Raw genomic sequence first — 24,535 nt, forward strand, 5'->3', positions numbered from 1 at the left:
CGAGGCTTTTCATACGCGTTTGACCGGGTGGTCACCGGCTGGTAACACGGTGTGGTGACGCTGGATCCGCAGAGAATCCGCAGATAGTCGCATCAGCTGACCTTCCGAAGGGGACGCCATGTCGTCCAGGCCCTTGCGTATCGCCCCGCTCACCGTCCGTGTGACCGCCGGGCGCCCGCACGCGCCCGTGGCCGGGGCGCTGCGGGCCGTGGAGTCCTTCCTGCTCAGCGGCGGCCAGCAGACCGCCCGGCGCAACGCCTGGGCGGCGGTCGTCGCCGACCGGCAGCGCGCCAGGGACCGCCGGGAGGCCGAGCACGAGATGGCCGCCCTCACGGGCGGGGTGCTCGAACCGCGCTGACCGGCCAGCGGGCGACCGGCCGGGCCGGCCGCCCGCGGTGACGGCGTACCGACAGGCCACGTATCCTTTCCCGCATGGCGAGGAAGGAACCATCCGAGAATCCTGGGCGACTGAAGCAGATCGCCCAGACGTACAAGATGACCAGGCAGGCCGACTCCAAGATCGGGCTTGTCCTTGCGGCTGTGGGAATCGTCACCTTCGGTGTCATCCTCGCCATCGGCTTCTTGATCGACCACCCTGTCTACGCCGGCGTCCTGGGCCTCCTGCTGGCCGTGCTCGCCATGGCGGTCGTCTTCGGCCGCCGCGCCGAGACGGCCGCGTTCGGACAGCTCGAAGGCAAGCCGGGTGCGGCGGCGGCCGTCCTGCAGAACGTCCGCGGCTGGACCGTGACCCCGGCGGTCGCCATGAACAAGAACCAGGACGTGGTGCACCGGGCGATCGGCAAGGCGGGCGTCGTCCTGGTCGGCGAGGGCAACCCCAACCGGGTCAAGGGCCTGCTGGCCGCTGAGAAGAAGCGGGTGTCCCGGATCGTCTACGACGTGCCGGTGCACGACTACATCGTCGGCGACGGCACGGGCGAGCTGCCGCTGAAGAAGATCCGCACCACGCTGCTGCGGCTGCCGCGGTCGCTGAGCGGCCCGAAGACCACCGAGGTCAACGACCGGCTGCGGGCGCTCGGCGACATGATGAGCAACATGCCGATCCCCAAGGGCCCGATGCCGCGCGGGATGCGGATGCCGAAGGGGCGCTGAGCGCGTCCCCGTACGGCGGCCGGGTGCATGGCGGAGCCTGCGCCGGGCCGGGAGCCGCGAAGGCCGTGGGGCGGCGTACGGGCCGTACGACACGCGAGGGGTCCGGGTGCCGGTCGGGCGCCCGGACCCGCTGCCGTCCGCTCCACCCCGCCACCCCGCTCTCCCCGCCCTCGCCTCCGCCGCATCGCGCTTCGCGCCGCGGGCCTCGGGGACGAGGACTCCGGCTCGGAGGGGCGGGGGCTTCCGGGTCCGGGAGCGGGGGCTCCGGTGAGCGAGCCGCTAGACGCGGATCTGGACGGCCCCGGCCGCCTTGTCGTGCAGGCCGCGGGTGTCGCGGTCCCAGACGGCGGCCGGGATCACCAGCAGCAGCAGCACCGTACGGATCAGCACCGCGAGCGGCAGCAGCCGGCCGCCGTCCAGCCGGACGACCCGCAGCCCGAACAGCCGCTTGCCCGGCGTACTGCCGATGAGGGACAGGCCCACCACGCTCAACGCGCCGAAGACCAGCAGCGCCCACGGATTGGACGCGTTGTAGTCACGGTGTGCGATCAGGCCGTATGCGATCAGCACGCACAGAATCCAGTCCACGAAGACCGCGGCCAGTCGGCGGCCCACCGGAGCGATCGAACCGGGGCCCTCCTCGGGCAGACCCAGCCGCTCACCGCGGTAGCCGAATTCGACGCCCATCTCTTCGGCTGCCGCGCGGGGCCCCGAGAGCCACGATCCGATTGCTTCCCTGTTGTCCACGGGTCCACGGTAGCCCCCGCGGGAGGGGCCACACCGGGTGGGTGCCGGTCCCTCGGCGTAGCGGTTAACGCCTCAGAAACAAATGGGTCATGCTTGAGAAATGCCCGATCCCTATGGTCAGGGCAGTGTGCGCCACCGCACTGGCCGCACCTCGATCGCCAACCCGACCCGCGGGCCGGGCCTAGGAGGAGTTGGATGTTCCAGAACGCCGACGACGTCAACAAGTTCATCTCGGACGAGGGCGTCAAGTTCGTCGACGTCCGGTTCTGCGACCTGCCCGGTGTGATGCAGCACTTCACGGTCCCGGTGTCGTCGTTCAACCCCGATGACGAGCTCGCCTTCGACGGCTCGTCCATCCGCGGCTTCCAGGCCATCCACGAGTCGGACATGGCGCTGCGCGCCGACCTCTCCACGGCCCGGGTCGACCCGTTCCGCAAGGACAAGACGCTCAACATCAACTTCTTCATCCACGACCCGATCACCGGCGAGCAGTACAGCCGCGACCCGCGGAACGTGGCGAAGAAGGCCGAGGCGTACCTGGCCTCCACCGGCATCGCCGACACCGCGTACTTCGGCCCCGAGGCCGAGTTCTACGTGTTCGACAGCGCGCGCTTCGCCACCCGGGCGAACGAGTCCTTCTACCACATCGACTCCGAGGCCGGCGCCTGGAACACCGGTGCGCTGGAGGACAACCGCGGCTACAAGGTCCGCTACAAGGGCGGGTACTTCCCGACCCCGCCGGTCGACCACTTCGCCGACCTGCGCGCCGAGATCTCCCTGGAGCTGGAGGCGGCCGGCCTCCAGGTCGAGCGTCAGCACCACGAGGTCGGCACCGCCGGCCAGGCGGAGATCAACTACAAGTTCAACACGCTGCTGGCCGCCGCCGACGACCTGATGCTCTTCAAGTACATCGTGAAGAACGTCGCCTGGCGCAACGGCAAGACCGCGACCTTCATGCCCAAGCCGATCTTCGGCGACAACGGCTCCGGCATGCACGTGCACCAGTCGCTGTGGCTGGGCGGCAACCCGCTCTTCTACGACGAGACCGGTTACGCGGGCCTGTCCGACACCGCCCGCTACTACATCGGCGGCATCCTCAAGCACGCGCCCTCGCTGCTGGCCTTCACCAACCCGACGGTGAACTCCTACCACCGCCTGGTCCCCGGCTTCGAAGCCCCGGTCAACCTGGTCTACTCGCAGCGCAACCGCTCCGCCGCGATGCGTATCCCGATCACCGGGTCCAACCCCAAGGCCAAGCGCGTGGAGTTCCGCGCCCCCGACCCGTCCTCCAACCCGTACCTGGCCTTCTCCGCGCTCCTCCTGGCGGGCCTGGACGGCGTCAAGAACAAGATCGAGCCCGCCGAGCCGATCGACAAGGACCTCTACGAGCTCGCCCCGGAAGAGCACGCGAGCGTCCCCCAGGTCCCCACCTCCCTCCCGGCCGTCCTCGCCTCCCTCGAGGCCGACAACGACTACCTCCAGGCCGGCGGCGTCTTCACCGCCGACCTGATCGAGACCTGGATCGACTTCAAGCGCACGAACGAGATCGCCCCGATCCAGCTCCGCCCGCACCCGCACGAGTTCGAGCTGTACTTCGACATCTAAAGATCAACAGTCGGTTGACCTCTAGGTTCGCTACGCGGACCCCTCGTCAGTCCGCGAGGGGTCCGCAAGCTTGTTGATCTTGGACGTCATGAGGCGTTCCACTGCCGCCCTGGTGGACTGGTCGGAGTCGGGCCAGAGGTGACCGTAGGTATCCAACGTCGTCTTCGCGGACGAGTGCCGCAACCGGTGCTGCACCACCTTCACGTCGCTGCCGGCGGCGATCAGGGCAGAGGCGAAGAAGTGCCGCAGATCGTGGAAGCGGAACTCGGCCGGCACCCCCGACACCTTGGCCCGCACCCGGCGGATCTCCCGTTCCACCTTCCATGGGCCCATCTGCTTGCCCTCGTCGTCGGACACGACGAATCCGCGCCCGCCATCGAGTAGGCGTTTGATCTCCCCGACGAACGCATCCGGGATGGGCACCGCGGTCATCGACATCTCGGTCTTGAGGGGTTCGGCCGGATACTGCACGGCCGGGTTGATGAACCTCGTGTCGAGGTCAACGTCCCCTGCCCGCAGCCCGCACGCCTCGGCTACCCGTAGGCCGGCGAACGCGCCGAGCAGGAAGGCCGGGCGGTACTTCACCGACGCGGCCTCGTACATCGCCCAGAACTGCGCCTCGGTGCAGACATAAGGCCGCTGCTTGCCCGCGCCCGGAGAGGTCTCCCGACCGCACGGGTTCGAGGCGAGCTTCTTCCCCCGGACGGCAGCCCGAAGAATCTGGGACAGGCGACTGTGTAGAGCGAAGCGGTACGACTGCGCGACCTTCTCGCGCCTCAGTCGGGCCATCCACCGATTGACGGCCATTTCGTCCACCGCCATCAGCGGTAGCGGCCCAAACTCCGCCCGGATCTGCCCAAGGTGTACCTTCGCCTGCCGCACCGTGGAATCCCGCTTCGCGTAGGACTCCAACCACAGATCACACCACTGATCGACCGTCAGTTTCTGGTCTTTCGGATCAACGTACTGACCCGTCACCAGTGCGGCCGTGACCTCATCGAGCCAGCGCTCTGCGTCGACCTTCCGGGCAAAGTGACGCGCGTGCTCCTTGCCGGCCAAGTCCCGGTAGCGTGCCCGCCACTTACCGTTCGGGCGCTTCTTGATGCTCTTGCTTGCCATGTTCACCGTCTCTCGTAGTGGCCCGCTCAATCGCTTGCAGTTCACGCTCAAGGCCGTCCTGGCGCATGCGGAGCTGCCTCAACTGCTGATTGGCGGAGGCGGATGCTGCCATCAGGCGCACCTCTTCCTGGTACGCCGCGTCGAGTTCGGACCTGACTTCTTCGGCCCGATGCACGAGTTCAGCTTGCCCCAGGCGGACCGGCGCCGGGTTGATAAGCGGGTCAATCTCCAGGTTCAACAGCCCTGCCAGTGCGGCGACTTCGGGAAGCGGCACCGGTCGCTTGCCGCTCTCAATCCGGGTCACTGCCAGCGGGTTTACCTCCTTGCCCAGGACCGCACCGAGCCGTTGCGCCAGGTCCGCCTGTGTCCACCGCCGGTTCTCTCGCGCCCGCCGGACCGCCTTGCCGAATGAGTCCGCAACATCATCAATCTTCACGAGAAGAAGGTACCGACTTCCCAAGCGGATATCAACGGTGCTAGCTTTGACCATCGTTAGGTGAAGATCAAGGCTTCACAGGGAGAAGATGTGAGCGAACAGCTCGCCGAACGCATCAAGAGGTACCTGACATCCGCCCAGGTCGCGGAGCGCTATCAGGCTGGCGAGAGCACCATCCGGTACTGGCGTCAGATCGGCTACGGCCCGACGTACATCAAGGTCGGCCGGCGCGCGCTCTACGACCCCGAAGAACTCGACCGCTGGGATGCACAGCAGGAGCGGGGCGCCGCAGCATGACCCGGAAAAGCGAAAACCCCGAGATGGTCGAATCATCTCGGGGCACGCAGTTGGCTCTCATTGGTGGCGGAACCGAGTCCACAGTACCGCCCGTCGCCCGTCCCCTACCAGTCATCACCACCGGCCAGCTCGAATTCGTGGCCCGCTGCCCCGGCTGCGGCCGGCACCACCGGCACGTCAGCCTCGGCGTCAAGCACGCCCCGTGCGGCGCGACCTACGACCTCCAGTCGAAGCGGGGGCGGGCCGCATGAGCAACTGGCAGCAGGCCCTCGACAACGCCATCAATGCCGCCCGGCTCGGGTTCGGCGTCTTCCCTCTCAGCCGCAACAAGGTCCCGGCGATCCCCTCGCCGCACGACCGCGGCCACAACTGCAAGGGCATGGCCCAGTGCGGTTCACCCGGCCACGGCGTAGGCGACGCCACCACCGTGCCCGCCGATGTCCGATTCCTCTTCGAGCAGGCACCACGCGCAGCCGGATACGGCGTCGCCTGCGACGGCCGCCTCGTCGGCCTCGACCTCGACCGGAAGAACGGCGTCGACGGCATCGCCACCCTCAACCAACTCGCCGAGCGGTACGGGTTCACCATCCCCCGCACGTTGACCGTGTGCACCCCGTCCGGCGGTCTCCACCTGTGGCTGACTGTCCCGGAAGGCACGGTCGTGCCCAACTCAGTCGGACGCCTCGGTCCCGGCATCGACGTGCGCAGCACCCGCGGCTACCTCGTCGGCCCCGGCAGCATGGGCAAGGCCGGCGAGTACCGGTTCCACCCTTCCCTCGGGTACACCGAGCCGCTGCCCTGCCCGCCGGAGCTGCTGAAGCTCATGCTGCCCCCGCCGGCCCCGGCACGGGTGCAGCCGGCCCTGCTCCGTACCCGCGACGCTGCCCTCGACGGGCTGCTGCGGGTCCTGCTCGGAGCCCAGGAGGGCGACCGGAACAGCAAGTTGTACTGGGCCTCCTGCAAGGCGTGGGCGCACGTGGCCGACGGACATCTCAACGCCAGCGACGCCGAGCGTGCCCTGGTTGGCGCGGCTGTCTCGCTCGGTCTGACTGAGGCCGAAGCACAGCGGACCGTGGCGTCCGCCCGACGAACGGCAGGTGCCACCCGATGACGCTCGAACTCGTCCCAGGGGGTCAGGTCTCCATTTCTGGCCAACCTCTGGATACCCCCCTCTCCAAATCTGGCCAGCTTCTCGCCGACATCAACCAGGTGTTCGCCCGCTGGCTCGGCACCGACTACGACCTCGAAGCCCTCGCGGCCGTACTCGCCGTCGCGGCCGGCGAACGCCTCACCGGCGACCCCTGCTGGCTGCTGGTCGTCTCCGGCTCGGGTGCGGCCAAGACCGAGACCGTCATGCCGTTGCAGGGCGCCGGGGCGGTCATCGTCTCCACCATCACCGGCGAGGCCGCACTGATCTCCGGCACCGCCGAGAAGGAGAAGGCCAAGGACGCGCACGGCGGGCTGCTCCGGAAGATCGGAGACCGGGGCATTCTCGTCATCAAGGACTTCACCTCCATCCTGTCCATGAACCGCGACGCCCGCGCCGCCGTACTCGCCGCGCTCCGGGAGATCTACGACGGCCGATGGGACCGGGAGATCGGCCAGGACGGCGGCAAGACCCTTACGTGGAAGGGCCGCCTGGTCGTCGTCGGCGCGGTCACCACCGCATGGGACTCCGCACACGCAGTGGTCTCCACCATGGGTGACCGGTTCGTACTCGTCCGGATCGACTCCAAGACCAAGCAGGGCCGCCGGGCCGCCGGTCTCCAGGCGCTCAAGAACGTCAGCCACGAAGTCGGCATGCGCGAAGACCTGTCCAACGCTGTCGCAGCGCTCATCAAGTCCGTTGACACCGACCAGACGATCGACCTGACCGACGACGACATGATGCAACTGCTCGGCCTCGCCGACATCGTCACCCTGTCCCGTACCGCAGTCGAACGGGACTACCAGGGCAACGTCACCCAGGCCCACGCACCCGAGATGCCCACCCGCTTCACCAAGCAGCTCGCCCAGATCATGCGCGGCGGCATCGCCATCGGCATGGACCGCCTGGCCGCGCTCAACGTGGCGATCCGGTGCGCGCACGACAGCATGCCCCCGCTGCGGATGGCGCTGCTCGCCGACGTGGTCGACAGCCCCTGGTCGCGTACCGCCGATGTCGTCAAGCGCACCCAGCTCCCCAGGAAGACCGTCGACCGGGCGTTGCAGGAGCTCCACCTCCTCGGCCTCCTCAAGGTCGATGAACAGCCCTACGGCGAGGGCACCCGCTGGATCTACGCGGTCGCCGACGACATCGACATCGACGACCTCCGAAAGCTGGCCAGAAATGGAGACCGGGGCCATAAGGGCGCCGCTCCGAGCCTGGCCAGAAATGGAGACCCCACCCCCCAGAGCCCCATGGAGGCGTCATGACGGACATGGCCGAACTCGCGTACCACGTCACCGTTGCCGCGCTCGAAGGCGACCGGGACACCCTCGCCGCCTACCTCGCAACCACCCCCGGACCCATCACCACCGCGGCCGTCGCCGAACTCGCCGTCATGACCATGGCCTCCGTCATCACCGGCGTCCTCACCCCCCAGCAACTCGCCGACATCGTCGAGCAAGTCCGCGGCTTCGCCCGCGAACGGGCCAACTTCAACAAGATCATTGCCGACCTCACCGAAGGGAACTAACCCCCATGTCCTTCTCGATCACCTCCGGCGGCGACGGCAGCGCCATCCGCATGCACCTCGCCCAGCAGGCCGCCCAGCAGCGCCGTACCCAGGCAGCCCAGACCGCCCCAGCCCCGCCGGCCAGCCCCGCCCAGAAGATGCTCACCGAGCACCACGCCAAGGTCGACGAGATCCGCAGCCGGTACGAAACCACCGTGCAGCGCATCCGCGACCACCGCGGACTCACCCCCGAAGCAAAGCGCGGCGGCATCGCCCGCGCCTACGAAGAGACCCAGGCCGCGCTCAGCCAGCTAGCGGCAACAGGCCTCGCCGCCATCGAGAACCACCGGCGGAACCTCGTGGACCGCGCCTGGGGCGGAAAGACCAGCGACCCCCAAGCCGCCATGGCCCAGCGCCAGGCCAACCAGATGGTCAACAGCGTCACCGACCACCACCAGCTCGCTGGCATGCTCCGCCAGGCCCAACAGGACGGCGACCACCAGCTCGCCAAGACCGTCGCCGGCCAGGCATGGTCCAACGGCTACACCGACATCGTCGACCAGTGGAACCACGACGGCGCCCAGAACAGCACCATGCGGCTCCTGATCGAGCACAAGAACATGCCAAAGATCGAGCCCTTCATCTGGGGCGCCGAGCACTCGGTGTACCCGGCCCGAGAGATCGAAGGACTCAGCGCCCACCGCGTCGGCATGGAAGCCCGCGCCGACTACAGCGGAGGCGACGCCGCATGATGCTCACGTTCGAGTACGACACCCACAAGACCATGGACGCCGTCACCGCGGCACGCCGGCGCGGCCTGCCCGTACCCCCGGACATCGACGCCACCCGCGCCCTCCACGACACCGTCACGGCCGCCGCACACATGCCCCGGCCCGACCGGCCCACCGTCGAAGACATCCCCGACACCCCCGAGCAGCTGGCCGCGCTCATCGCCGAGACCGCCCACGCCCACCGCATCGCCGAATCCCACCACCAGGTGGCGTCCCTCTACGCCGAGCCCATCGCCCGCAAGTACAACGCCCTCGTCCGCGCCGCCGTACCCGGCTGGATCGTCAGCCTCCAGCCCGAGTTCGACAAGCACCTCAAAGTCATCCGCCGGGGCGCCGCAAAACTCCCCCCCACCGACGCCCTCATCGAAGAGCGCGTCGACTGGAACGACCCAGCGGTGTCAGCCGCCTGGGAACTGGCCCAAGCCGTCGCGCCCAAGCTCGACCAGATCGTCCACGACCGCCGGACCATGGCCGCAGCAGTCGGTATCGACGGCGGACGCGACTGGGAGTTCTACACCGTCGCAGCCTTCCCCGACACCACACACCCCGACAGCGAGGGGCAGTTGCTCGCCGGCCACTGGCGCACCCAGTACGCGCCGATCATGCAGGAGTGGCAGGCCCTCAGGCAGCGGCCCGTCGCCCGGTGGGTCCACCTCGCACGGGCCGAAGGCATCACCCTCCAGCTCGCCAGGCCAAACGAAGTACGCGAACGCGCAGTCAACGTCGAACGCTGGCGCGAAGCCAACAGGATGATCAGTCCAGCGTCCGGGAACGGCCGCAACGCCGCTCTCCGAGGCGTCCAAGCAGCCCTCAGAGGCTGACCCATGAACGCCAGCGTCAACGGCACCTCAACACGGCTCATGACGACGTGTCCGAGGACCCATGGTGATCGGGTCATCTGCTACCCCACGATCACCAGCGCTGGCCGTGCCACCCGACGGCCGTCCGCCCGCCAGCGGCCGTCGGGTGCACAACCCCATATAGGGGCATTACCCCCCTACCCCACTTTTTGAGACATCGGGGCCGTATAGCACCTGACCGTCTGCTTGCTGATCTTTCTCTGTTTTTCCGTGATCTTGGGAGCGTGACATGGCCGATGGACAGGCCCCGGACGGGCTTGAACAGCGCGGTTCGGAGCTGTGGGAGGCGATCGCCTCCGGCTTTGAGCTGCGCCAGGACGAGCTGCGCGTGCTGGAGGACGCGTGCCGTGAGGCGGACCTGATTGAGCGTCTGCACCAGGCGCATCTGTCGGCGCCGCTGGTGGTGACGGGCAGCATGGGTCAGCCTGTGGCGTCGCCGCTGGTGCAGGAACTGAGAGCGCATCGTGCCTTGCTGGCCCGGCTGCTGGGCACGCTGAAGCTTCCTGACGACGACGAGCGGCAGGCGTCGGACGGGCAGCGCCGCACGGTGCAGGCCCGTAAGGCGGCCATGGTCCGCTGGGGCAACCGATGAGCCGGCGGAAGACCCGGCGACCCGACGAGGAGGATGGTTACCCACCCCCGCTCGATGTGTTCGCTGTAGCGGATTGGTGGGTGGCCGACCCGGACGACCCGATGGGGCTGGGGTATGCCCGGATCATGTGGACGGGGGCCCGTCGTGCCTTCCTGGACGGCGAGGATTGGCAGGCCCACTTGGGGCCGCCTGCCTGGCTGCAGCACAACTGAACGTCTTGCCTTCTTGGGCCCGCGCCATCGAGCTTCCAGGAGGAAGTCATGGCAATCAGCGTGGGGTCCGTCGAAGTCGACGTGATCCCGAATACGTCGGGCATCTATCAGCGGTTGAAGGACGGTCTCGTACCGGCCGCGACGCGGGCCGGCGAGGATGCGGGTCGGGCGGCCGGGCGGGCGTTCGGTCCGGCGATGGCATCGGGGATCGACAACTCCGCGGCGACGGCGATCGGCGAGCGGATCGGCCGGCAGATCGGCTCGCGGATCGCGGCCCAGGTGCGGTCGTCTTTGTCGAGTGGGATCACGACGGGCGGGCAGGCTGCGCGGGCGTCCGCGACCCGGGCGGGTGATGATGCGGGTGGCGCGTTCGGCCGGCTGTTCCGTACCCGTGTGGAGGCTGCGTTCCGGTCTCTGCCGCGTGTGAACGTCGGTGCGGACGCGACGGGGTTTGACGCGGAGATGGACCGCCTGCGAGCCCGTCTGGAGACGCTGAGCAACAAGCGGATCGGCATCGACGTGTCCGCTACTGACGCGCTTGCGGAGCTGGACCGTATCCAGGCCCGGCTGGTGGCTCTTGGCGCCAACCACACGGACGTGAATGTCCGGATCGACACGGCCCGCGCGACGGCCCAGCTCGACTTGCTGCGGGGGGAGATCGCCGCGGTTGACGGGACTGACATCGAGGTCGATGCGGATGTTGACACCGGCCGGGCGGTTCAGGGGTTCAGTAATCTGGTGACGGCGGCGCTGGCGTTCGGTCCGGCGCTCATCCCCGCCTTGCCCGTCATCGCGGCCGGCCTGGGCGGTGTCGCTGCCGCTGGTGTCGCTGCGGCTGTCGGCCTGGGCGGTATCGCCGCGGTGGCGGTGCCCGCGTTCAAGCAGATCAGCAGTGTCCTGGCGTTGCAGAAGGCGGCGCAGGACGCCTCGAACACGTCGGTGAAGTCGGGTACGGGCAACGCCTTGCAGATGGCCGGCGCCCAGCAGGCGCTGGCGTCGGCGGAGCGCAGCGCGGGCCAGCAGATCGCGTCAGCGAACGAGCAGGTGGCCCAGGCGAAGCGTGCCGTCGGTGACGCGGTGGCCCAGGCGGCGCAGAGGCAGCAGCAGGCGGCCCGTGCGGTCGTGACTGCGGAGACGGCGCTCACGCAGTCGCAGAAGGCCGCCACGCAGGCTCAGGCGGACCTGACGGCTGCCCGGCGGACTGCGGTGCAGCAGCTCGCCGATCTCGCGTCCCAGTACGCGAACGCCCAGCTGTCGCAGCGGCAGGCGGACCTCCAGCTGCAGGAGGCCCAGGCCGACCTCAACAAGACCATGGCCGACCCGACGGCGACGCAGTTGCAGCGGGCCGAGGCGAAGCTGGCCTACGACCAGGCGGTGCAGCAGCTCGCCGACCAGACGACCGCGACCGCGCGCCTGAAGGACCAGCAGACGGCCGCAAGCAAGGCCGGTGTCGACGGCAGCGCCGTCGTGGTCCAGGCGCAGCAGCAGGCGGCCCAGGCGCAGCAGGACGTGCTCGACAAGACCACGGCTCTCCACGACGCGCAGGCAGCGCAGGCGCAGACCGAGGTGGACAACGCCCGCTCGGTCTCGGACGCTCAGGCGAAGGTCGCCGACGCGGTGCGGGGGGTGGCCAACGCCCAGGCGGCTGCAGCGGATTCGATCGCGTCCGCGCAGCGGCAGATCCAGTCGGCCCAGCAGTCGGCGGCCGGCGGCGCGTCGGCCGCGGAGCAGGCTCAGGCGAAGTACCGGGCGGAACTGGCGAAGATGACCCCGGCCAGCCGGGCCACTCTGGGCGCCTTCACCAACCTGAAGTCGGTGTTCGGGGCCTGGTCGAAGTCGTTGCAGCCGGCGGTCATGCCGATCTTCACCCGGGCCTTGAACGGACTCGCGAAGGCTCTGCCGGGGCTGACGCCGTTCGTGACGGCCGCCGCGGATGCTGTCGGCGGCCTGGAGGACAAGCTGGGCAGGCAGGTGAAGATGCCCTGGGCGAAGTCGCTGAAGGACGACTTGGGGACGTCGATCGGACCGTCGATCGACCACCTCGGGACGAGCCTGGGCAACATCTTCAAGGGTGCCGGCGGCATCATCGACGCGTTCCTGCCGCACGTGGATGCGGCCGGCGACAAGGTCGACGGGTGGACGGGGAAGTTCGCAAAGTGGGGCACCTCGCTGAAGGGCTCGCCGCAGTTCGAGAGCTTCATCGACTACGTGAAGGTGCAGGGGCCGATCCTCGGCCGGACCATCGGCAACGTCTTCTCCGCGATCACGCGGATCATCACGGCGCTGGCGCCGCTGTCGGGTACGTCGGTGATCCTGATCAACGCGATCACGAAGGTGATCCAGGCGATCCCGATAAGGGTCCTGGAGATTTTGGGCGCGCTGTTCGTGGCGCTGGCCGTGGGCATGAAGGTCGCTGCGATCGCCGAGGGCCTTTTGAATATCGCGCTGGACGCGAACCCGATCGGTCTGGTCATCACCGCGGTCGCCGCACTCGTCGTGATCTTCATCTACGCGTACACGAAGTTCGACTGGTTCCGGAAACTGGTACAGGACGTGTGGAAGGGGCTCGTCACCGGGGCGCTGTTCGCCTTCAACTGGCTGAAGAGGAACTGGCCGCTCGTCCTCGGCATCATCACCGGCCCTGTCGGGATCGCCGTCGTGCTCGTGATCAAGTACTGGCGCCAGATCAGTGACGCCTTCTCCACCGGCTGGCAGTGGCTGAAGGGCCACGTGTTCAGCCCCATCGGGGCGTTCTTCACCCAGACGATTCCCGGCTGGGCCGGCAGCCTGCGGGACAAGGTCATCGGCGCGTTCGACGCCTTGCAGAAGGGCGTCGGCCTGATGTGGGGCAAGATCAAGGACGAGACGAAGAAGCCCGTCAACTTCGTGATCAACCAGGTGTGGAACAAGGGCATCGTCAGCATCTGGGACAAGGTCGGCGGCTGGATTCCTGGCCTGCCCAAGCTGCACACCCTGCCGCAGCTCGCCGCGGGCGGCACCGTCCCGGCACGACCCGGGGTGTTCAGCAAGCCGACCGCGATCGTGGGAGAGGGCCGCTCGCAGTACCCCGAGTACGTCATCCCCACCGACCCCCGCTACCGGGGCCGGGCCCTGGGCCTGCTCCAGCAGGCCGGCACGCAGATGCTCGCGGGCGGCGGCATCATCGGCACCATCACCGGTGTGGCCAAGTCGGTCGGCGGCGCCGTCGTGGGCGGCATCAAGTCCGCCGGGGACTTCCTGAAGGACCCCGTAGGCGGTCTGGTGAAGCTGCTCGGGCCGGTGCTGGACAAGCTCACCCCCGACTTCGGGTCGACCGGCTGGGGCAGGATGGCGGCGAGCCTGCCCACGATGGCCGTGGACGGTCTGAAGAAGCTGGTGGGGCTGGGCGGGGACAGCGCGACCTCGTTCAAGCCGTCCGCCGGAGTGGCCCAGTGGGCGCCGACGATCCTTCAGGCGCTCGCCCTGCTCGGCCAGCCCTCCTCCTGGCTCGGCACCGTCGAGCGGCGCATGAACCAGGAGAGCGGCGGCAACCCGACCGTGGTCAACAAGTGGGATTCCAACTGGCTGGCCGGCCACCCGAGCGTGGGCCTCATGCAGGTGATCGGGGGCACCTTCCGCCGCTTCGCCGGGGCGTACCGGCAGCGCGGCCCCTTCGAGTACGGGGTGTCCACCGACCCGCTCGCGAACACCTTCGCGGGCCTGAACTACGCCCTGCACCAGTACGGCTCCCTGTCGGCCCTGAACCGCGCGGGAGGTTACGACCACGGCGGGTACCTGGCCCCCGGGCTGAACCTGGCCTACAACGGCACCGGCCGGCCTGAGCCCGTTTTCACCACCGCGCAGGCCAACGCCCTGGTCTCCTCGGCAGCGCCGGGACGAACGGCCGCGGCCGGGGGGGACGTGAACGTCTACTACAACGCACCCACCCCGGAGAACCCCTACAAGGCAGCCATGGAGTTCGGCCGCCGGACCCTCGCGGCGGTGAGCATCTGACCCGACGCCCCCGGCTACGCGCCGGCCGGGGGCACGATCACGAACGTGCCCTTGTTGGGGAGCGTGGCGACCAGGCCGCGCTCGCGCAGCTCGGCGACCGCCCGGCGGGCCGTGCCGGGAGCTACGCCGTACTGCTCGCCCATGGCCCGCTCGTTGGGCAGACGCGCACCGGCAGGCAGCCGGCCCGACCGGATCTCCGCCTCAACCTGGTCGGCCACCTCGACGTAGACGTACTGCGGCAGGCCCTCGCTCATGATCGGAACGTAGGGCGGCCCGGCGCTCCCGGCATCTGTAGGTGGCCGTATGGGGCGCCATATGGTGGCCTGTAGCGGTACCGTCTGAACAGCAGAAACCCCCGCGGCCGATGGCACGGCCCGGGGGATTGGACGACCGGAAGGGGTCGACATGGAACACAGTACCGGCGGGCACTGGCGGGACACCGGCGAAGGACTCGTCTCCGTCGAGCTGCCCACCATCGAGCAGCCACCCGCCGACAGGCCCGCCCGGGTGTTCACCGGCGGGGCCGCAGAGAGCCCCCGCAACGCCGCGTACCGGACGTATCTCAGCCACGTGGCTGACTGCCCGCAATGCACCCAGAGCGTGTTCCGGTGCGCCGACGGCGACCGGCTCTGGGACGCGTACACCGCCGCCCGCTGAGACCGGGCCGCCGGTCGGTTCGTGACGACGATGACGACGTCGTTGACGACGGCGGGCCTGAAGGTCTCCACCAGCAACGGTCGTTCGTCGTCACGACGAAGGGGCCCGTCGCCATGACGGGCCCCTCTTGCGTGTGGCCTACAACTAACCCCTTCCGGAAGGGGTTGTAGTTCGTAGGTAGGCGGTAGGTAGCTGGCCTGTAGTTGCCGCGCTGACCTGCGCGGTAGTCGGACTACACCCCTCCCATGGGGCACCCCGGGAAGGGGTCGGGGGAGGGGCTGCCGGAAGCGATTGGAGAGCACCCGGAGAGCGGGTGTGGAGCCGGTGGACTAGGGCCGGTCGGGGGCGCTCTCCACCACCCCGGAAGGGGCACTCTCCAGGGCAGGGGAGGGGAGTCCGCGGGCGGCGGATTCGGCGGCCTCCTCCGCGTCCCACCGGGCCTCGACCTCGGCCATCGTGAGACCGGTCGGGACCACCTCCAGGGTGAGAGTGAAGCGGACCGTTCCGCAGTCCCCTCCCACCGTCTCCTGCATGGCCACGTCGGGGGCTCCGTCGCCTAGCTCGCACAGCCCGTCGAGGAGGCTGTCGCGGGCGTTGTCGAGCAGCACCTCGCGGACGTAGTCGGCCGGCGTCAGGGAGGCCAGCCACTCGTCAAAGAGCCGCTTCCGTTCGATCGGGTCCCAGGTGGTGGTCACGACTCCTCCTCCGTGAGTTCGGCGAGCTGGTCGCGCAGCTCTTGCAGCCGCGCGGTGTAGATCTTCAGGTCCCGGATCAGCTGGTCGGTCTCGGCGACATCGAGCCATGCGCCCTGTCCGGCATTGAGGGTGTCGACGTAGATGAACGGGGTGCCGAACGTGCCGTCGTCCAGGGGCTCGGCGCTCAACTCGGTGTGGAGCACCGGGTAGACGCGGTCTTCCTCGGTGCAGAAGTCGGCGCTGTCCCAGTAGTGGTCGCCGGGGGCGACGAGCTGGAACGACGGACCGGTGTGCCACTCGTGGTCGTAGAAGTGACCGGGCTCCGCGGTGCCGAGCAGCGCACCGGGTACGGGCGTGCCGTGGGTCTGGGTGCAGAACGCGGGGCACTGCATGTCGACCTCGTGGCCGAGAGTGTGCCGGGTGCGGACGAGGCGGTACGGGATGTACGTCATGACACTCCCCCGGTAGCGATCTTCTTGATGCGGCGGCCGTAGGAGTCGGAGGTTCCGAAGCGGCGGCCGATCTCGGTTCCGGTCAGTTCCGGCTCGGCGGCCAGCCACTCCCGGACGGTGCGCACCCGCTCGGGCGGAACCCCGCCGGAACCGGCGGCCGGTTCCGGCTCGGGTTCCGGAACCACGGGCTCAGGTTCCGGCGGTTCCGCTGCCAGTTCCGTTCCTTCCCCGATCGGGGAAAGTTGCTGGTCGCGGCTGGTTCCGGCGAGCAGTTCCGCCACCGGGACGAGCGGGCCGAGGACGGGCGCTTCCCGCAGATCTGCGGGAAGCGTCGAGCCTGTGACCTGCGGTTCCGGAACCCGTTCGAGCACCACCGGTTCCGGTGCCGGCTCCGCCGGAACCTCAACCCGACTCCGACCGGAGCCGGAGTCGGCGGCCCCCTCCACCTGGGGCACCCCCTCCATTTCTGGCCCGGTCGGAGTCGGGTCGGAGTCGGAGATGGCGTGCACCCGAACGAGGACCAGGATCGGCAGCGCCGACACCGCGACCACCACCGGCCACGAAGCGGACAGCAGGCCGGCCGACACCAGATGCGACACCGCGTTCACCGCGAACATCACACCGGCCATCAAGGCCATGTCCTTCCGTACCCGCATCGAGCGAACCGCGTACACGTCCAGCGCCCCCGGCAGGGCGAACGAGACGTAACCCCACCCGGACTCCCTGGCGAGCTTGTACTCGGCCGCCGCGGTGCCCACGATCGCCATCACGAGGGCCGCGTTCCCGAGCAGATCCCACTTCTTCCGCACGGTCACCGCCCGATCGTCTCGTCGTAGCACGGCCCCTGGTACACGCCGTTGACGTACCCGGCCACCAGGTAGCGGGGCTCTTCCTGCGTACCGAGCAGGGGCGCTCCCCGCTCGACGGCTGCGGCGAGCTGGCGGAGCTTCGCGGCGAACTTCAGGGCCTCGGCCCCGTCGCGGGTGCGGAAGAGGTTGTCGCCGTCCTCCGCCTCCCACACGATCAGCTCGGCCGGCTCGGTGGTGCCGACGCTCACCTCGGTGATGAGCGCCGTACCCGGCCCGGCCAGGTCGGCGAGGACCACGTCGCAGATTTCGTCGTCGTGCCAGCTGCCGGAGCAGCCGGGGATACGGCAGTCGCTCATGCCTGGTCTCCCATCGCGCGGTCGAGCATCTTGTCGAACAGCAGCGCCCCGTACCGGTCACCGGTCGCACGGGCCACGATCAACAGGTCCGCCACCCGGGCCGGGGACAGCCGGCGGGCCGTCACCTTGTCCACGGCCGCGTCCTCCGTCGGCCGGCGGACCACCGCCGGGCCGCTCATCGGGCGCCGCCGTTGCGCGCCCAGTCCTCGCGGGCGGCGATCAGCATGGGCCGCACCTCGTTGTCGAGGCGGTCGGCCTGCGCCCGCAGCTTCGCGGCCAGGTCGGCGACACCGTCCGGGTCCAAGGGCGTCAGCCAGTCGTCGCTGCCCTCCAGTGCCTCGATGCGCACCATGGGCACTCGCTCGGCCGGGTCGTCCGAGTACGGCTGGAGCCAGATCCCGCCTTCCAAAATCCCGCACGGGCCGACGTACCGCCCCTTGCCCCCGCCCTGGCTCACGTCGACTTCGATGATCTGTCCGTCGAAGTGCCGGACGTGCGCCAGGTCGGACAGGCGCAACTCCAGGTAGTTCGCCGGAATGTTCTCCTCGCTCGGGTCCTGCGGGTCCCACGGCGGCAGGTAGCCGGTGATGCTGGCCCCGTGCTCCGTAGTGATGGTCCACGTCTTGCCTGCCGGGGGCGCGGTGGGCTCGGCGGCCTCGCCCCGGTGCTGGCCGCACACCAACTTCTGGGCGCCGGACGGCCACCGGGCCCCGGACGGGTCCGGGTACCAGGGGCCGGTGGTGTCGCCGCAGACGTGGCACGCGGGCAGCAGGGGCTCCGTGGCCGGCGCCTGGTCGGCGGTACGGGTGTGCTCGGCGACGGTCTTGCGGACGCGGTCGGCGAAGGCCCGGTAGAAGTCGGTGTCGGGAAGCGTCTGTACGCTCGTACCCATGGTTGATCTCCCTTTGCGGAGGGGTTCGGCCTAGGCCCTGGCCGGTGGGTGAGATCACCGGTTGGGGCCGTCTACTTTGTGGCAGGAACAGACTTGCACGACTGGGCCCGTCACTGCAACAAAGTAGACGAAGATTCTTTTCGTGAGCCGTCTAGTCAGTGGACGCACAGACGTGAGAGCATGCAGCTCATGACAGGAGAGAAGGAAGCCAAGCCCCTCACGGACGCCCAATGGCTCCGCAAGCTAGACAAGGCATCCGCTGCGCACGAGAAGACGCGGAAGGCCCTTGACGAGCTGCTGGCGGATGCCCGACAGGCCGGCCTCCCCCTCACCGCCATCTCGGAGCACACCCCGTACAGCCGGGAGTGGGTACGGCGGATCGCCACGCGGATCGCTTCGGAGCGTGAGCAACAGCAGTCCGCAGACAGTCCGCAGCACCCTTAGCTGCACCCATCGCGACCCATCGCCATCCATCGGTAAAAGATGCTGGTCAACGCACCGCGCCCCTTCCGCCACAGGTGGCAGAAGGGGCGCGAAAGTTCGAGCTGTACTTCGACATCTAGGAAGACCCCAGGTCAGAGCGGGTATCCGCTCCCCTGGACCGTTTTGGGTCGTGGGCCGTACGTCCGTTCTCGGACATACGGCCCACGGCCTTTTCAGCGAACGGCCCCCGGGGCGTTGGCAGGCCATCAATCTCTCCGCATGACGAACACTCGACCGCTCCGGGTCCGGTGGAGGGGCCGTCTTTGTGCGGGTCGCATCGGGCGGGGGCTGGGTGGGGGTGGGGATGGGCGTTGACCTGGGGTGATCGGGCGGCTACCGGGGGCGGGGCGGTGCACACTGGGGGGTATGCCTGAATTGCCGGAGGTCGAAGCGCTGAGAGGGTTCCTGGTGGAGCACGCCGTCGGGCGGCGGGTGGAGCGGGTGTATCCGGTCGCGGTGCACGCGCTGAAGACGTACGAGCCGGCGGTGACCGCGTTCGAGGGACGTACCTTCGACGGGGTGGAGCGGTACGGGAAGTTCCTGGGGCTGCGGGCCGGGGAGCTGTACCTGGTGATGCATCTGGCTCGGGCCGGGTGGGTGCGGTGGAGCGAGAAGCTGGCGGCGGGGCCGCCGCGGCCGGGGAAGGGGCCGCTGGCGCTGCGGGTGCGGCTGACGGAGCCGGCGGACACCGGGTTCGACGTGACGGAGGCCGGCACGCAGAAGCGGCTGGCCGTCCATGTCGTGCGGGATCCGCGGGAGGTGCCCGGGGTGGCGCGGCTGGGGCCGGACCCGTTCGACGAGTCGTTCACGCTCGCGGTCTTCAGCGCGCTGCTGGAAGGTGAGCGGCGGCAGATCAAGGGGGTGCTGCGCGATCAGGGGGTGATCGCCGGGATCGGCAACGCGTACTCGGACGAGATCCTGCACGCGGCCCGTATGTCGCCCTTCAAGCTGGCCGCACGGCTCGGCGGGGAGGAGGTCGCCGGGCTGTACGAGGCGCTCGGGACGACCCTGCGGGAGGCGGTGGAACGCTCCCGGGGGCTGCCGCTGAAGGAGCTCAAGGCCGAAAAGAAGAGCGGGCTGCGGGTGCACGGGCGCAAGGGCGAGCCGTGCCCGGTGTGCGGTGACACGATCCGCGAGGTGTCCTTCAGCGACTCCGCGCTCCAGTACTGCCCTACCTGCCAGACCGGCGGCAAACCGCTCGCGGACCGGCGGATGTCCCGCCTGCTGAAGTAGGCCCGCGGGCGGCCGGACGCGGGCCCACCGGCCGCTGGGCGCGGGCCCGCCACGGCCGTACGGCCCGGGGCGCTGATCCGCTCGCCGCCGGAGGCGAACGCGCCCGCGTCCCGCTCCGGCCGGGACAGCCACTCCAGCCAGAACAGCTGCCGCGGGTCCGTGTGCCGCCGGGGGCGGGGGCCCCGCGACAGCGTGCGGGCGGCCGGGCCGGGATCCGCCCCGGCCGTGCGGGCAGCCGGGAGCCGCGGCGCTCGGCCGTACGGACCGCCGGAGGCGGGGGCGGTCAGGCCCGGTCTATGTGCACGTTCGTCGACTTGACCCGGGCGATCGCCTCGGCGCCCACCTCAAGGCCGAGTTCCTCCACCGCCTCGCGGGTGACGAGCGAGACCACGCGGTGCGGGCCGGCCTGGATCTCGACCTGGGCGGCCACGTCGCCGAGCTTGACGGCGGTGACGATGCCGGGGAAGGCGTTGCGCACCGTGGTGTGCGAACCGTCCGGGTCGGCGTCGGTCTGCGCCAGTTCGACGGAGAACGCCGCCAGGTCCGGGCCGTCGATGAGACGCCTCCCCGACGGGTCGCGGTACGTGGCCACCCGGCCGGCGTCCGCCCAGCGCCGGGCGGTGTCCGGGCTGACGCCCAGCAGGCGCGCGGCCTGCCCGATCGTGTACGACTGCATACGCCCAGCTTAGGGCGTGGAGCGGGCAGCGAGGGCGGTCCAGACCTTGTCGCGCAGCAGGGGAACCTCGGTGAAGCGCACCCCGGTGGCGTCGCGCAGGGCGTTGGCGAAGGCGGGGGCGATGGGGTTGAACGGGCTTTCGCTCATCGACTTGGCGCCCAGGGGGCCGATCGCGTCGGCGGTCTCCATGAAGTGGACCTCGGTACGGGGGATGTCGGCGTACGCGGGGAGGCGGTACTGGCGGAAGGCGGCGGTGGTGACCTCACCACGGTCGTCGAGCAGCACCTGCTCGAAGAGGGTGGCGCCGAGGGCCTGCGCGACGCCGCCCTCGACCTGGCCACGGCACTGGAGCGGGTTCATCACCACGCCCGCGTCGGCGGCGTGGACGCTGCGCAGGACGCGGATCTCACCGGTGCCGGGGTCGACGGCGAGGCGGAACCAGTGGGCGTTGAAGGCGACCGAGCGCGGGGTGCCGCCCCAGTGTCCGTCGGCGGCGGGCTCCACGCCCCGGTCGCGGGCGGCCTCGTACAGCTCCTTCAGCGGTACGGTCCGGCCGTCGCACTCCACCGCGTCGGCGACCAGCCGGCAGCGGCCCGCCGGGACGCCCGCGTACTCCGCGGCGAGGGCGAGCAGCTGTTCGGCGAGCGCTCCGGCGGCCCGCAGGACGGCCTTGCCGGCCACCACGATGCCGGTGGAGGCGAAGGCGCCGGTGTCGTGGCCCACCACGTCGGTGTCGGACTGGCGGACCGCGATCCGGTCGACGGTGGTGCCGAGCGCGCCGGCGGTGAGCTGCCGGTGGACGGTGGTGGTGCCGTTGCCGAACTCGGCGGTGCCGACCGCGACGTCGTAGGTGCCGTCGGGCAGCAGCGAGACGCGGGCGTCGGCGAAGTGGCCGCCGGGCGGCCCGGTGGCGATCATGCACATGGCGGTGCCATGGCCGACCAGCCAGCCGTCGGGGGCGTCGGCCGCGCTGCGGTCGTCGGCGATGGCCTCGCGGATCACCCGTAGGCACTGGTCGAGGCCGTAGCTCGCGATGTACAGGTCGTCGTCCTCACCGGCCGGGCTGATCATCCGCTCGCCGGGGCCGATGATGTTGCGCTCGCGGAAGACCAGCGGGTCGACGCCGAGCCGGCGGGCGAGTTCGTCCATGGCGGACTCGACGGCGAAGGCGACCTGGCCGAGGCCGTAGCCGCGGAAGGCGCCGGCCGGTACGGCGTTGGTGTAGACGGAGTACGCCTCGACCTTCTTGTGCGGGGCGCGGTAGACCGCCACCGACTCGTGGACGCTGTGGTACATCACGGCGGGGCCGTGGTTGCCGTAGGCGCCGGTGTTGGTGACGACCCGGAGCTGGAGCGCGGTCAGCGTGCCGTCGCGCCGGGCGCCCGCCTTGATCCGGACGGTGAACGGGTGCCGGGTGGTCGCCCCGTGGAACTGCTCCGGCCGGGTGAACTCCAACTTCACCGGCCGTCCCAGCCGCAGCGCGGCCAGCACCACGATGTCCTCGGTGAGCATTTCCTGCTTGCCGCCGAAGCCGCCGCCGACCCGGCCGGCGACGACCCGGACGCGCTCCGGCGGCAGGTCGTACAGGGCGCACAGGGCGCGCCGGGTCAGGAAGGGGACCTGGGTGCTGGAGCGGACCACGATCCGCCGGCCGGGATCGCCGGGCCACACCGCGCGGCCCGGTGCCCGCGGCACCGCCCCGGCGGAACCGCCGGGCCCGGCGGAGGTGGCGGACCCGGCGGAGGTGGCGGGTTCAGCGGCCTCGGCGGACGTGCGGGGCTCGGCGGAGGTGCCGGGCTCGAAAGGCTCGAAGTACGCCACCGTGCCGTGTGTCTCCAGGCTGGCGTGCTGGACCCGCTGGGTGCGGAAGGTGTCCTCGTACACCACGTCGGCCTCGGCGAAGCCCTGCTCGACGCTGCCGACTTCGCCGTGCACCTCGCCGACGACGTTGCTCCCGGCGCGGGCGATACGCGCCTCGGGGCCCTTGCCCGGGTGGAGGAGCGGGGCGCCGGGGCGCATCGCCTCCTCCGGGTCGAGGACGTACGGCAGCTGCTCGTATGTGACCGCGATCCGGCGGCAGCCCTCCTCGGCGGCGGCCTCGCTGTCGGCGACGACGGCCGCGACCCGCTGGCCGACGAACCGCACCACGTCGTCCAGCAGCCGGGTGTCGTCGGGGTCGTCGGCGGGGTGTTCGTGCCGGCCCGAGGAGTAGAGGCGCTCGGGGGCGTCGTAGTGGGTGAGGACGAGGTGCACCCCGGGGACCTTCAGGGCTTCGGCGGTGTCGATGGCGGTGATGCGGGCGTGCGGGTGCGGGGAGCGCAGCAGCTTCATGTGCAGCAGCCCCTCGATGTCGACGTCGAAGGTGTAGCGGGCAGTGCCGGTGACGATCTGCGGCCCGGCGGGCGCGCCGAGGCTGCGGCCGACGGCCTGCCCGGCGCCGGCCTCCTCGGTGTGCTGGACGCCGCGGATCGCGTCCTCGATGGCCCGGTAGCCCGTGCAGCGGCACAGGTTGCCCTTCAGCGCCCTCGGCAGGTCGGTGAGCTGGTCGTCGTCCAGAGCGGCGGTCGTCATCAGGAACCCGGCGGTGCAGAAGCCGCACTGGAAGCCCTGGGCGTCGAGAAACCGCTGCTGCACGGGGTGCAGCCGCCCGTCCGCGCGGGCCAGCCCCTCGACCGTGGTGACCGTCCGGCCGTCGGCGCGCACCGCGGGGTAAAGGCAGCTGTGCACCGCGTCGCCGTCGACGTGCACGGTGCAGGCGCCGCAGTCCCCCGCGTCGCAGCCCTTCTTCACGCCGAACCAGCCGCGGTCGCGCAGATACGTCCGCAGCGACTGCCCGGGGCGGGGCTCGACATCGAAGGGCTCGTCGTTGACGCGGATCTCGAAGCTCATCGGACGGTCCCCCCGGTACGGTCGTGGCGGTCGTGCGGGTCGTCGAAGTCCCGGCGGATCTCCTCGGCGAGGCGCGCGGTCATGTGCCGCCGCCATGCGGGCAGCCCGTGGATGTCGTCGTAGTACGCGACCGGTGCGATCTCCCGCTCGACGGCCGCTCGCAGCTCCTCGGCCCCGGGCAGCCGGGCGAACCGCAGCTGGAACGGCCGTACGGTCGAGGCGGTCACGTTCAGCGCGAAGCCGCAGCCCGCGCCCGCGGTGTCCGCGCCCGCGGTGTCCGCGCCGGGGGTGTCCGCGCCCCCGGCGCCGGGTGGCTCGGTACCGGGGGCGTCGGCGCCGACGTTCCCGGAGCCCGCGCCGAGGGTGCCGATCACCAGGACGCCGGACCGGCCGAGGCCGTAGAGCGACGCCTGCCGGAAGCCGGTACGCGCCGCCAGCGCGCGGGCGGGCAGCGTCACCGAGCGGAGCAGCTCGCCGCGGCCGAGGACGGTGCGGCCGGGGCCGGTGACGAAGTCGACCGCAGGGACGGTCCGGGTACGGCCGTCCCTGGCGATCAGCAGGCACTCGCCGTCGAGCGCGGCGGTCAGCGAGATCATCGGGCCGGCGGGCAGCGCGTTGCAGAGGTTGCCGCCGACCGTGGCCATGTTCCAGATCTTCCAGGAGGCGAGGAAGGCGCGGCAGCACTGCTCGAACAGCGGCGCGGCCGTCGCGGCCGAAGCGGCGGCGTACCGGGACAGCTGGGCGATGGTGCAGGTGGCGGCGATCTCCAGGCCGCCGTCCGCGGTCCGCGCCAACGGCTGCCAGCCGGTGCGGCTCAGGTCCACCAGCCGGCGCAGGTGCGGCTGCGGTTCGGAGAACAGATAGGTGCCGCCGCCCAGCCAGGCGTCGCCCTCCCGCCACTCGGTGTGCGAGCGGGCGTCGCACACCTCCACCACCGTGTTGAGATCCACGCTTCCTGCCGTCCTCCCGGGGTC

Annotated in this window: 29 protein-coding genes; 15 read left to right on the plus strand and 14 right to left on the minus strand. The window is 70.2% G+C overall.

What is annotated here, in order from left to right:
- Positions 1-118 precede the first annotated feature (118 nt).
- Together RLT57_RS06470 and RLT57_RS06475 are read left to right on the plus strand one after the other, a co-directional pair.
- Positions 119-358: a hypothetical protein gene (locus RLT57_RS06470; protein ID WP_311296404.1), complete on the plus strand. Its 240-nt coding sequence runs from the start codon at positions 119-121 to the stop codon at positions 356-358.
- Between the two features lie 74 nt (positions 359-432).
- The gene (locus tag RLT57_RS06475) at positions 433-1,110 is read left to right on the plus strand and encodes a DUF4191 domain-containing protein (RefSeq protein WP_311296405.1); all 678 of its coding nucleotides are present in this window, start codon (positions 433-435) and stop codon (positions 1,108-1,110) included.
- Positions 1,111-1,389: 279 nt separating this feature from the next.
- Here the strand turns inward: RLT57_RS06475 and RLT57_RS06480 are convergent, their stop codons facing one another.
- Entirely contained in the window at positions 1,390-1,857 is a 468-nt protein-coding gene (locus RLT57_RS06480; RefSeq protein ID WP_311296406.1) for an RDD family protein, read from the minus strand.
- Between the two features lie 195 nt (positions 1,858-2,052).
- On the opposite strand from RLT57_RS06480, the gene glnA reads away from it, so the two are divergent.
- Positions 2,053-3,462, plus strand: coding sequence for a type I glutamate--ammonia ligase (gene glnA, locus RLT57_RS06485; RefSeq protein WP_311296407.1), 1,410 nt, complete (start codon positions 2,053-2,055; stop codon positions 3,460-3,462).
- Between the two features lie 30 nt (positions 3,463-3,492).
- Here glnA and RLT57_RS06490 read toward each other — a convergent pair whose 3' ends face one another.
- Both RLT57_RS06490 and RLT57_RS06495 read right to left on the minus strand, forming a co-directional pair.
- A complete protein-coding gene (locus RLT57_RS06490) occupies positions 3,493-4,581 on the minus strand; it encodes a tyrosine-type recombinase/integrase (RefSeq protein WP_311296408.1) in 1,089 nt (362 codons plus the stop codon).
- Complete coding sequence (locus RLT57_RS06495; protein ID WP_311296409.1) at positions 4,544-5,017, minus strand: helix-turn-helix domain-containing protein; 474 nt, start codon at positions 5,015-5,017, stop codon at positions 4,544-4,546. Before RLT57_RS06495 ends, RLT57_RS06490 begins: the two co-directional genes overlap by 38 nt.
- A gap of 90 nt (positions 5,018-5,107) precedes the next feature.
- On the opposite strand from RLT57_RS06495, the gene RLT57_RS06500 reads away from it, so the two are divergent.
- From RLT57_RS06500 to RLT57_RS06535, 8 genes are all read left to right on the plus strand, one after another.
- Positions 5,108-5,314: a helix-turn-helix transcriptional regulator gene (locus RLT57_RS06500; RefSeq protein ID WP_311296410.1), complete on the plus strand. Its 207-nt coding sequence runs from the start codon at positions 5,108-5,110 to the stop codon at positions 5,312-5,314.
- Positions 5,311-5,565 carry a hypothetical protein gene (locus RLT57_RS06505; protein WP_311296411.1) on the plus strand — a complete coding sequence of 85 codons (255 nt, stop codon included), beginning with the start codon at positions 5,311-5,313 and terminating at the stop codon, positions 5,563-5,565. The genes RLT57_RS06500 and RLT57_RS06505 overlap by 4 nt, the downstream gene beginning before the upstream one ends.
- Positions 5,562-6,425, plus strand: a complete 864-nt coding sequence (locus tag RLT57_RS06510) for a bifunctional DNA primase/polymerase (RefSeq protein ID WP_311296412.1) — start codon at positions 5,562-5,564, stop codon at positions 6,423-6,425. Before RLT57_RS06505 ends, RLT57_RS06510 begins: the two co-directional genes overlap by 4 nt.
- Positions 6,422-7,729, plus strand: a complete 1,308-nt coding sequence (locus tag RLT57_RS06515) for a hypothetical protein (RefSeq protein ID WP_311296413.1) — start codon at positions 6,422-6,424, stop codon at positions 7,727-7,729. Before RLT57_RS06510 ends, RLT57_RS06515 begins: the two co-directional genes overlap by 4 nt.
- Positions 7,726-7,992: a hypothetical protein gene (locus RLT57_RS06520; protein WP_311296414.1), complete on the plus strand. Its 267-nt coding sequence runs from the start codon at positions 7,726-7,728 to the stop codon at positions 7,990-7,992. The genes RLT57_RS06515 and RLT57_RS06520 overlap by 4 nt, the downstream gene beginning before the upstream one ends.
- Positions 7,993-7,997: 5 nt before the next feature.
- Positions 7,998-8,723 (plus strand): hypothetical protein, encoded by a 726-nt coding sequence (locus tag RLT57_RS06525; protein ID WP_311296415.1) that lies wholly within the window; start codon positions 7,998-8,000, stop codon positions 8,721-8,723.
- Positions 8,720-9,583 (plus strand): hypothetical protein, encoded by an 864-nt coding sequence (locus RLT57_RS06530; protein ID WP_311296416.1) that lies wholly within the window; start codon positions 8,720-8,722, stop codon positions 9,581-9,583. Before RLT57_RS06525 ends, RLT57_RS06530 begins: the two co-directional genes overlap by 4 nt.
- Before the next feature lie 268 nt (positions 9,584-9,851).
- A complete protein-coding gene (locus RLT57_RS06535) occupies positions 9,852-10,214 on the plus strand; it encodes a hypothetical protein (protein ID WP_311296417.1) in 363 nt (120 codons plus the stop codon).
- Positions 10,215-10,533: 319 nt separating this feature from the next.
- On the opposite strand, the gene RLT57_RS06540 is transcribed toward RLT57_RS06535, so the two are convergent.
- Positions 10,534-10,734 carry a hypothetical protein gene (locus RLT57_RS06540; protein ID WP_311296418.1) on the minus strand — a complete coding sequence of 67 codons (201 nt, stop codon included), beginning with the start codon at positions 10,732-10,734 and terminating at the stop codon, positions 10,534-10,536.
- A gap of 154 nt (positions 10,735-10,888) precedes the next feature.
- Between RLT57_RS06540 and RLT57_RS06545 the strand changes: the two genes are divergently transcribed.
- Positions 10,889-14,419 carry a hypothetical protein gene (locus RLT57_RS06545; RefSeq protein ID WP_311296419.1) on the plus strand — a complete coding sequence of 1,177 codons (3,531 nt, stop codon included), beginning with the start codon at positions 10,889-10,891 and terminating at the stop codon, positions 14,417-14,419.
- 14 nt (positions 14,420-14,433) lie between these two features.
- Here RLT57_RS06545 and RLT57_RS06550 read toward each other — a convergent pair whose 3' ends face one another.
- A complete protein-coding gene (locus RLT57_RS06550; protein ID WP_311296420.1) occupies positions 14,434-14,673 on the minus strand; it encodes a winged helix-turn-helix domain-containing protein in 240 nt (79 codons plus the stop codon).
- Positions 14,674-14,824: 151 nt separating this feature from the next.
- Here RLT57_RS06550 and RLT57_RS06555 point away from each other — a divergent pair, with 151 nt between their 5' ends.
- The gene (locus RLT57_RS06555) at positions 14,825-15,076 is read left to right on the plus strand and encodes a hypothetical protein (protein WP_311296421.1); all 252 of its coding nucleotides are present in this window, start codon (positions 14,825-14,827) and stop codon (positions 15,074-15,076) included.
- 329 nt (positions 15,077-15,405) lie between these two features.
- On the opposite strand, the gene RLT57_RS06560 is transcribed toward RLT57_RS06555, so the two are convergent.
- From RLT57_RS06560 to RLT57_RS06585, 6 genes are read right to left on the minus strand one after another with little or no spacing between them, the layout of a single operon-like run.
- Entirely contained in the window at positions 15,406-15,771 is a 366-nt protein-coding gene (locus RLT57_RS06560) for a hypothetical protein (RefSeq protein WP_311296422.1), read from the minus strand.
- Positions 15,768-16,223, minus strand: coding sequence for a DUF6907 domain-containing protein (locus RLT57_RS06565; RefSeq protein ID WP_311296423.1), 456 nt, complete (start codon positions 16,221-16,223; stop codon positions 15,768-15,770). Before RLT57_RS06565 ends, RLT57_RS06560 begins: the two co-directional genes overlap by 4 nt.
- Positions 16,220-17,038, minus strand: a complete 819-nt coding sequence (locus RLT57_RS06570; RefSeq protein WP_311296424.1) for a hypothetical protein — start codon at positions 17,036-17,038, stop codon at positions 16,220-16,222. Before RLT57_RS06570 ends, RLT57_RS06565 begins: the two co-directional genes overlap by 4 nt.
- A complete protein-coding gene (locus tag RLT57_RS06575) occupies positions 17,035-17,388 on the minus strand; it encodes a hypothetical protein (protein ID WP_311296425.1) in 354 nt (117 codons plus the stop codon). Before RLT57_RS06575 ends, RLT57_RS06570 begins: the two co-directional genes overlap by 4 nt.
- Positions 17,385-17,567, minus strand: a complete 183-nt coding sequence (locus tag RLT57_RS06580) for a hypothetical protein (protein ID WP_311296426.1) — start codon at positions 17,565-17,567, stop codon at positions 17,385-17,387. The genes RLT57_RS06575 and RLT57_RS06580 overlap by 4 nt, the downstream gene beginning before the upstream one ends.
- Positions 17,564-18,280: a DUF6907 domain-containing protein gene (locus RLT57_RS06585; protein WP_311296427.1), complete on the minus strand. Its 717-nt coding sequence runs from the start codon at positions 18,278-18,280 to the stop codon at positions 17,564-17,566. The genes RLT57_RS06580 and RLT57_RS06585 overlap by 4 nt, the downstream gene beginning before the upstream one ends.
- A gap of 189 nt (positions 18,281-18,469) precedes the next feature.
- On the opposite strand from RLT57_RS06585, the gene RLT57_RS06590 reads away from it, so the two are divergent.
- Positions 18,470-18,724 carry a hypothetical protein gene (locus RLT57_RS06590; protein WP_311296428.1) on the plus strand — a complete coding sequence of 85 codons (255 nt, stop codon included), beginning with the start codon at positions 18,470-18,472 and terminating at the stop codon, positions 18,722-18,724.
- 405 nt (positions 18,725-19,129) lie between these two features.
- Positions 19,130-19,996, plus strand: a complete 867-nt coding sequence (locus RLT57_RS06595; RefSeq protein ID WP_311296429.1) for an Fpg/Nei family DNA glycosylase — start codon at positions 19,130-19,132, stop codon at positions 19,994-19,996.
- 283 nt (positions 19,997-20,279) lie between these two features.
- Here the strand turns inward: RLT57_RS06595 and RLT57_RS06600 are convergent, their stop codons facing one another.
- The 3 genes from RLT57_RS06600 to RLT57_RS06610 are packed head-to-tail and all read right to left on the minus strand — an operon-like array spanning position 20,280 to position 24,511.
- Complete coding sequence (locus tag RLT57_RS06600) at positions 20,280-20,672, minus strand: TOBE domain-containing protein (protein WP_311296430.1); 393 nt, start codon at positions 20,670-20,672, stop codon at positions 20,280-20,282.
- A gap of 9 nt (positions 20,673-20,681) precedes the next feature.
- On the minus strand, positions 20,682-23,561 hold the full coding sequence (locus RLT57_RS06605) for a molybdopterin-dependent oxidoreductase (protein ID WP_311296431.1): 2,880 nt from the start codon (positions 23,559-23,561) through the stop codon (positions 20,682-20,684).
- Entirely contained in the window at positions 23,558-24,511 is a 954-nt protein-coding gene (locus tag RLT57_RS06610) for an FAD binding domain-containing protein (RefSeq protein ID WP_311296432.1), read from the minus strand. The genes RLT57_RS06605 and RLT57_RS06610 overlap by 4 nt, the downstream gene beginning before the upstream one ends.
- Positions 24,512-24,535 lie beyond the last annotated feature (24 nt).

It is taken from the genome of Streptomyces sp. ITFR-21 (genome assembly GCF_031844685.1).
Classification (GTDB): domain Bacteria; phylum Actinomycetota; class Actinomycetes; order Streptomycetales; family Streptomycetaceae; genus Actinacidiphila.

What these genes read in the sequence shown, in the direction of transcription:
- RLT57_RS06470 (WP_311296404.1), top strand. Translation starts at nt 119, where the DNA reads ATGTCGTCCAGGCCCTTGCGTATCGCCCCGCTCACCGTCCGTGTGACC.
- RLT57_RS06475 (WP_311296405.1), top strand. Translation starts at nt 433, where the DNA reads ATGGCGAGGAAGGAACCATCCGAGAATCCTGGGCGACTGAAGCAGATC.
- glnA (WP_311296407.1), top strand. Translation starts at nt 2,053, where the DNA reads ATGTTCCAGAACGCCGACGACGTCAACAAGTTCATCTCGGACGAGGGC.
- RLT57_RS06490 (WP_311296408.1), bottom strand. Translation starts at nt 4,581, where the DNA reads ATGGCAAGCAAGAGCATCAAGAAGCGCCCGAACGGTAAGTGGCGGGCA.
- RLT57_RS06505 (WP_311296411.1), top strand. Translation starts at nt 5,311, where the DNA reads ATGACCCGGAAAAGCGAAAACCCCGAGATGGTCGAATCATCTCGGGGC.
- RLT57_RS06510 (WP_311296412.1), top strand. Translation starts at nt 5,562, where the DNA reads ATGAGCAACTGGCAGCAGGCCCTCGACAACGCCATCAATGCCGCCCGG.
- RLT57_RS06515 (WP_311296413.1), top strand. Translation starts at nt 6,422, where the DNA reads ATGACGCTCGAACTCGTCCCAGGGGGTCAGGTCTCCATTTCTGGCCAA.
- RLT57_RS06520 (WP_311296414.1), top strand. Translation starts at nt 7,726, where the DNA reads ATGACGGACATGGCCGAACTCGCGTACCACGTCACCGTTGCCGCGCTC.
- RLT57_RS06525 (WP_311296415.1), top strand. Translation starts at nt 7,998, where the DNA reads ATGTCCTTCTCGATCACCTCCGGCGGCGACGGCAGCGCCATCCGCATG.
- RLT57_RS06530 (WP_311296416.1), top strand. Translation starts at nt 8,720, where the DNA reads ATGATGCTCACGTTCGAGTACGACACCCACAAGACCATGGACGCCGTC.
- RLT57_RS06535 (WP_311296417.1), top strand. Translation starts at nt 9,852, where the DNA reads ATGGCCGATGGACAGGCCCCGGACGGGCTTGAACAGCGCGGTTCGGAG.
- RLT57_RS06545 (WP_311296419.1), top strand. Translation starts at nt 10,889, where the DNA reads ATGGACCGCCTGCGAGCCCGTCTGGAGACGCTGAGCAACAAGCGGATC.
- RLT57_RS06550 (WP_311296420.1), bottom strand. Translation starts at nt 14,673, where the DNA reads ATGAGCGAGGGCCTGCCGCAGTACGTCTACGTCGAGGTGGCCGACCAG.
- RLT57_RS06555 (WP_311296421.1), top strand. Translation starts at nt 14,825, where the DNA reads ATGGAACACAGTACCGGCGGGCACTGGCGGGACACCGGCGAAGGACTC.
- RLT57_RS06565 (WP_311296423.1), bottom strand. Translation starts at nt 16,223, where the DNA reads ATGACGTACATCCCGTACCGCCTCGTCCGCACCCGGCACACTCTCGGC.
- RLT57_RS06575 (WP_311296425.1), bottom strand. Translation starts at nt 17,388, where the DNA reads ATGAGCGACTGCCGTATCCCCGGCTGCTCCGGCAGCTGGCACGACGAC.
- RLT57_RS06580 (WP_311296426.1), bottom strand. Translation starts at nt 17,567, where the DNA reads ATGAGCGGCCCGGCGGTGGTCCGCCGGCCGACGGAGGACGCGGCCGTG.
- RLT57_RS06585 (WP_311296427.1), bottom strand. Translation starts at nt 18,280, where the DNA reads ATGGGTACGAGCGTACAGACGCTTCCCGACACCGACTTCTACCGGGCC.
- RLT57_RS06590 (WP_311296428.1), top strand. Translation starts at nt 18,470, where the DNA reads ATGACAGGAGAGAAGGAAGCCAAGCCCCTCACGGACGCCCAATGGCTC.
- RLT57_RS06595 (WP_311296429.1), top strand. Translation starts at nt 19,130, where the DNA reads ATGCCTGAATTGCCGGAGGTCGAAGCGCTGAGAGGGTTCCTGGTGGAG.
- RLT57_RS06600 (WP_311296430.1), bottom strand. Translation starts at nt 20,672, where the DNA reads ATGCAGTCGTACACGATCGGGCAGGCCGCGCGCCTGCTGGGCGTCAGC.
- RLT57_RS06605 (WP_311296431.1), bottom strand. Translation starts at nt 23,561, where the DNA reads ATGAGCTTCGAGATCCGCGTCAACGACGAGCCCTTCGATGTCGAGCCC.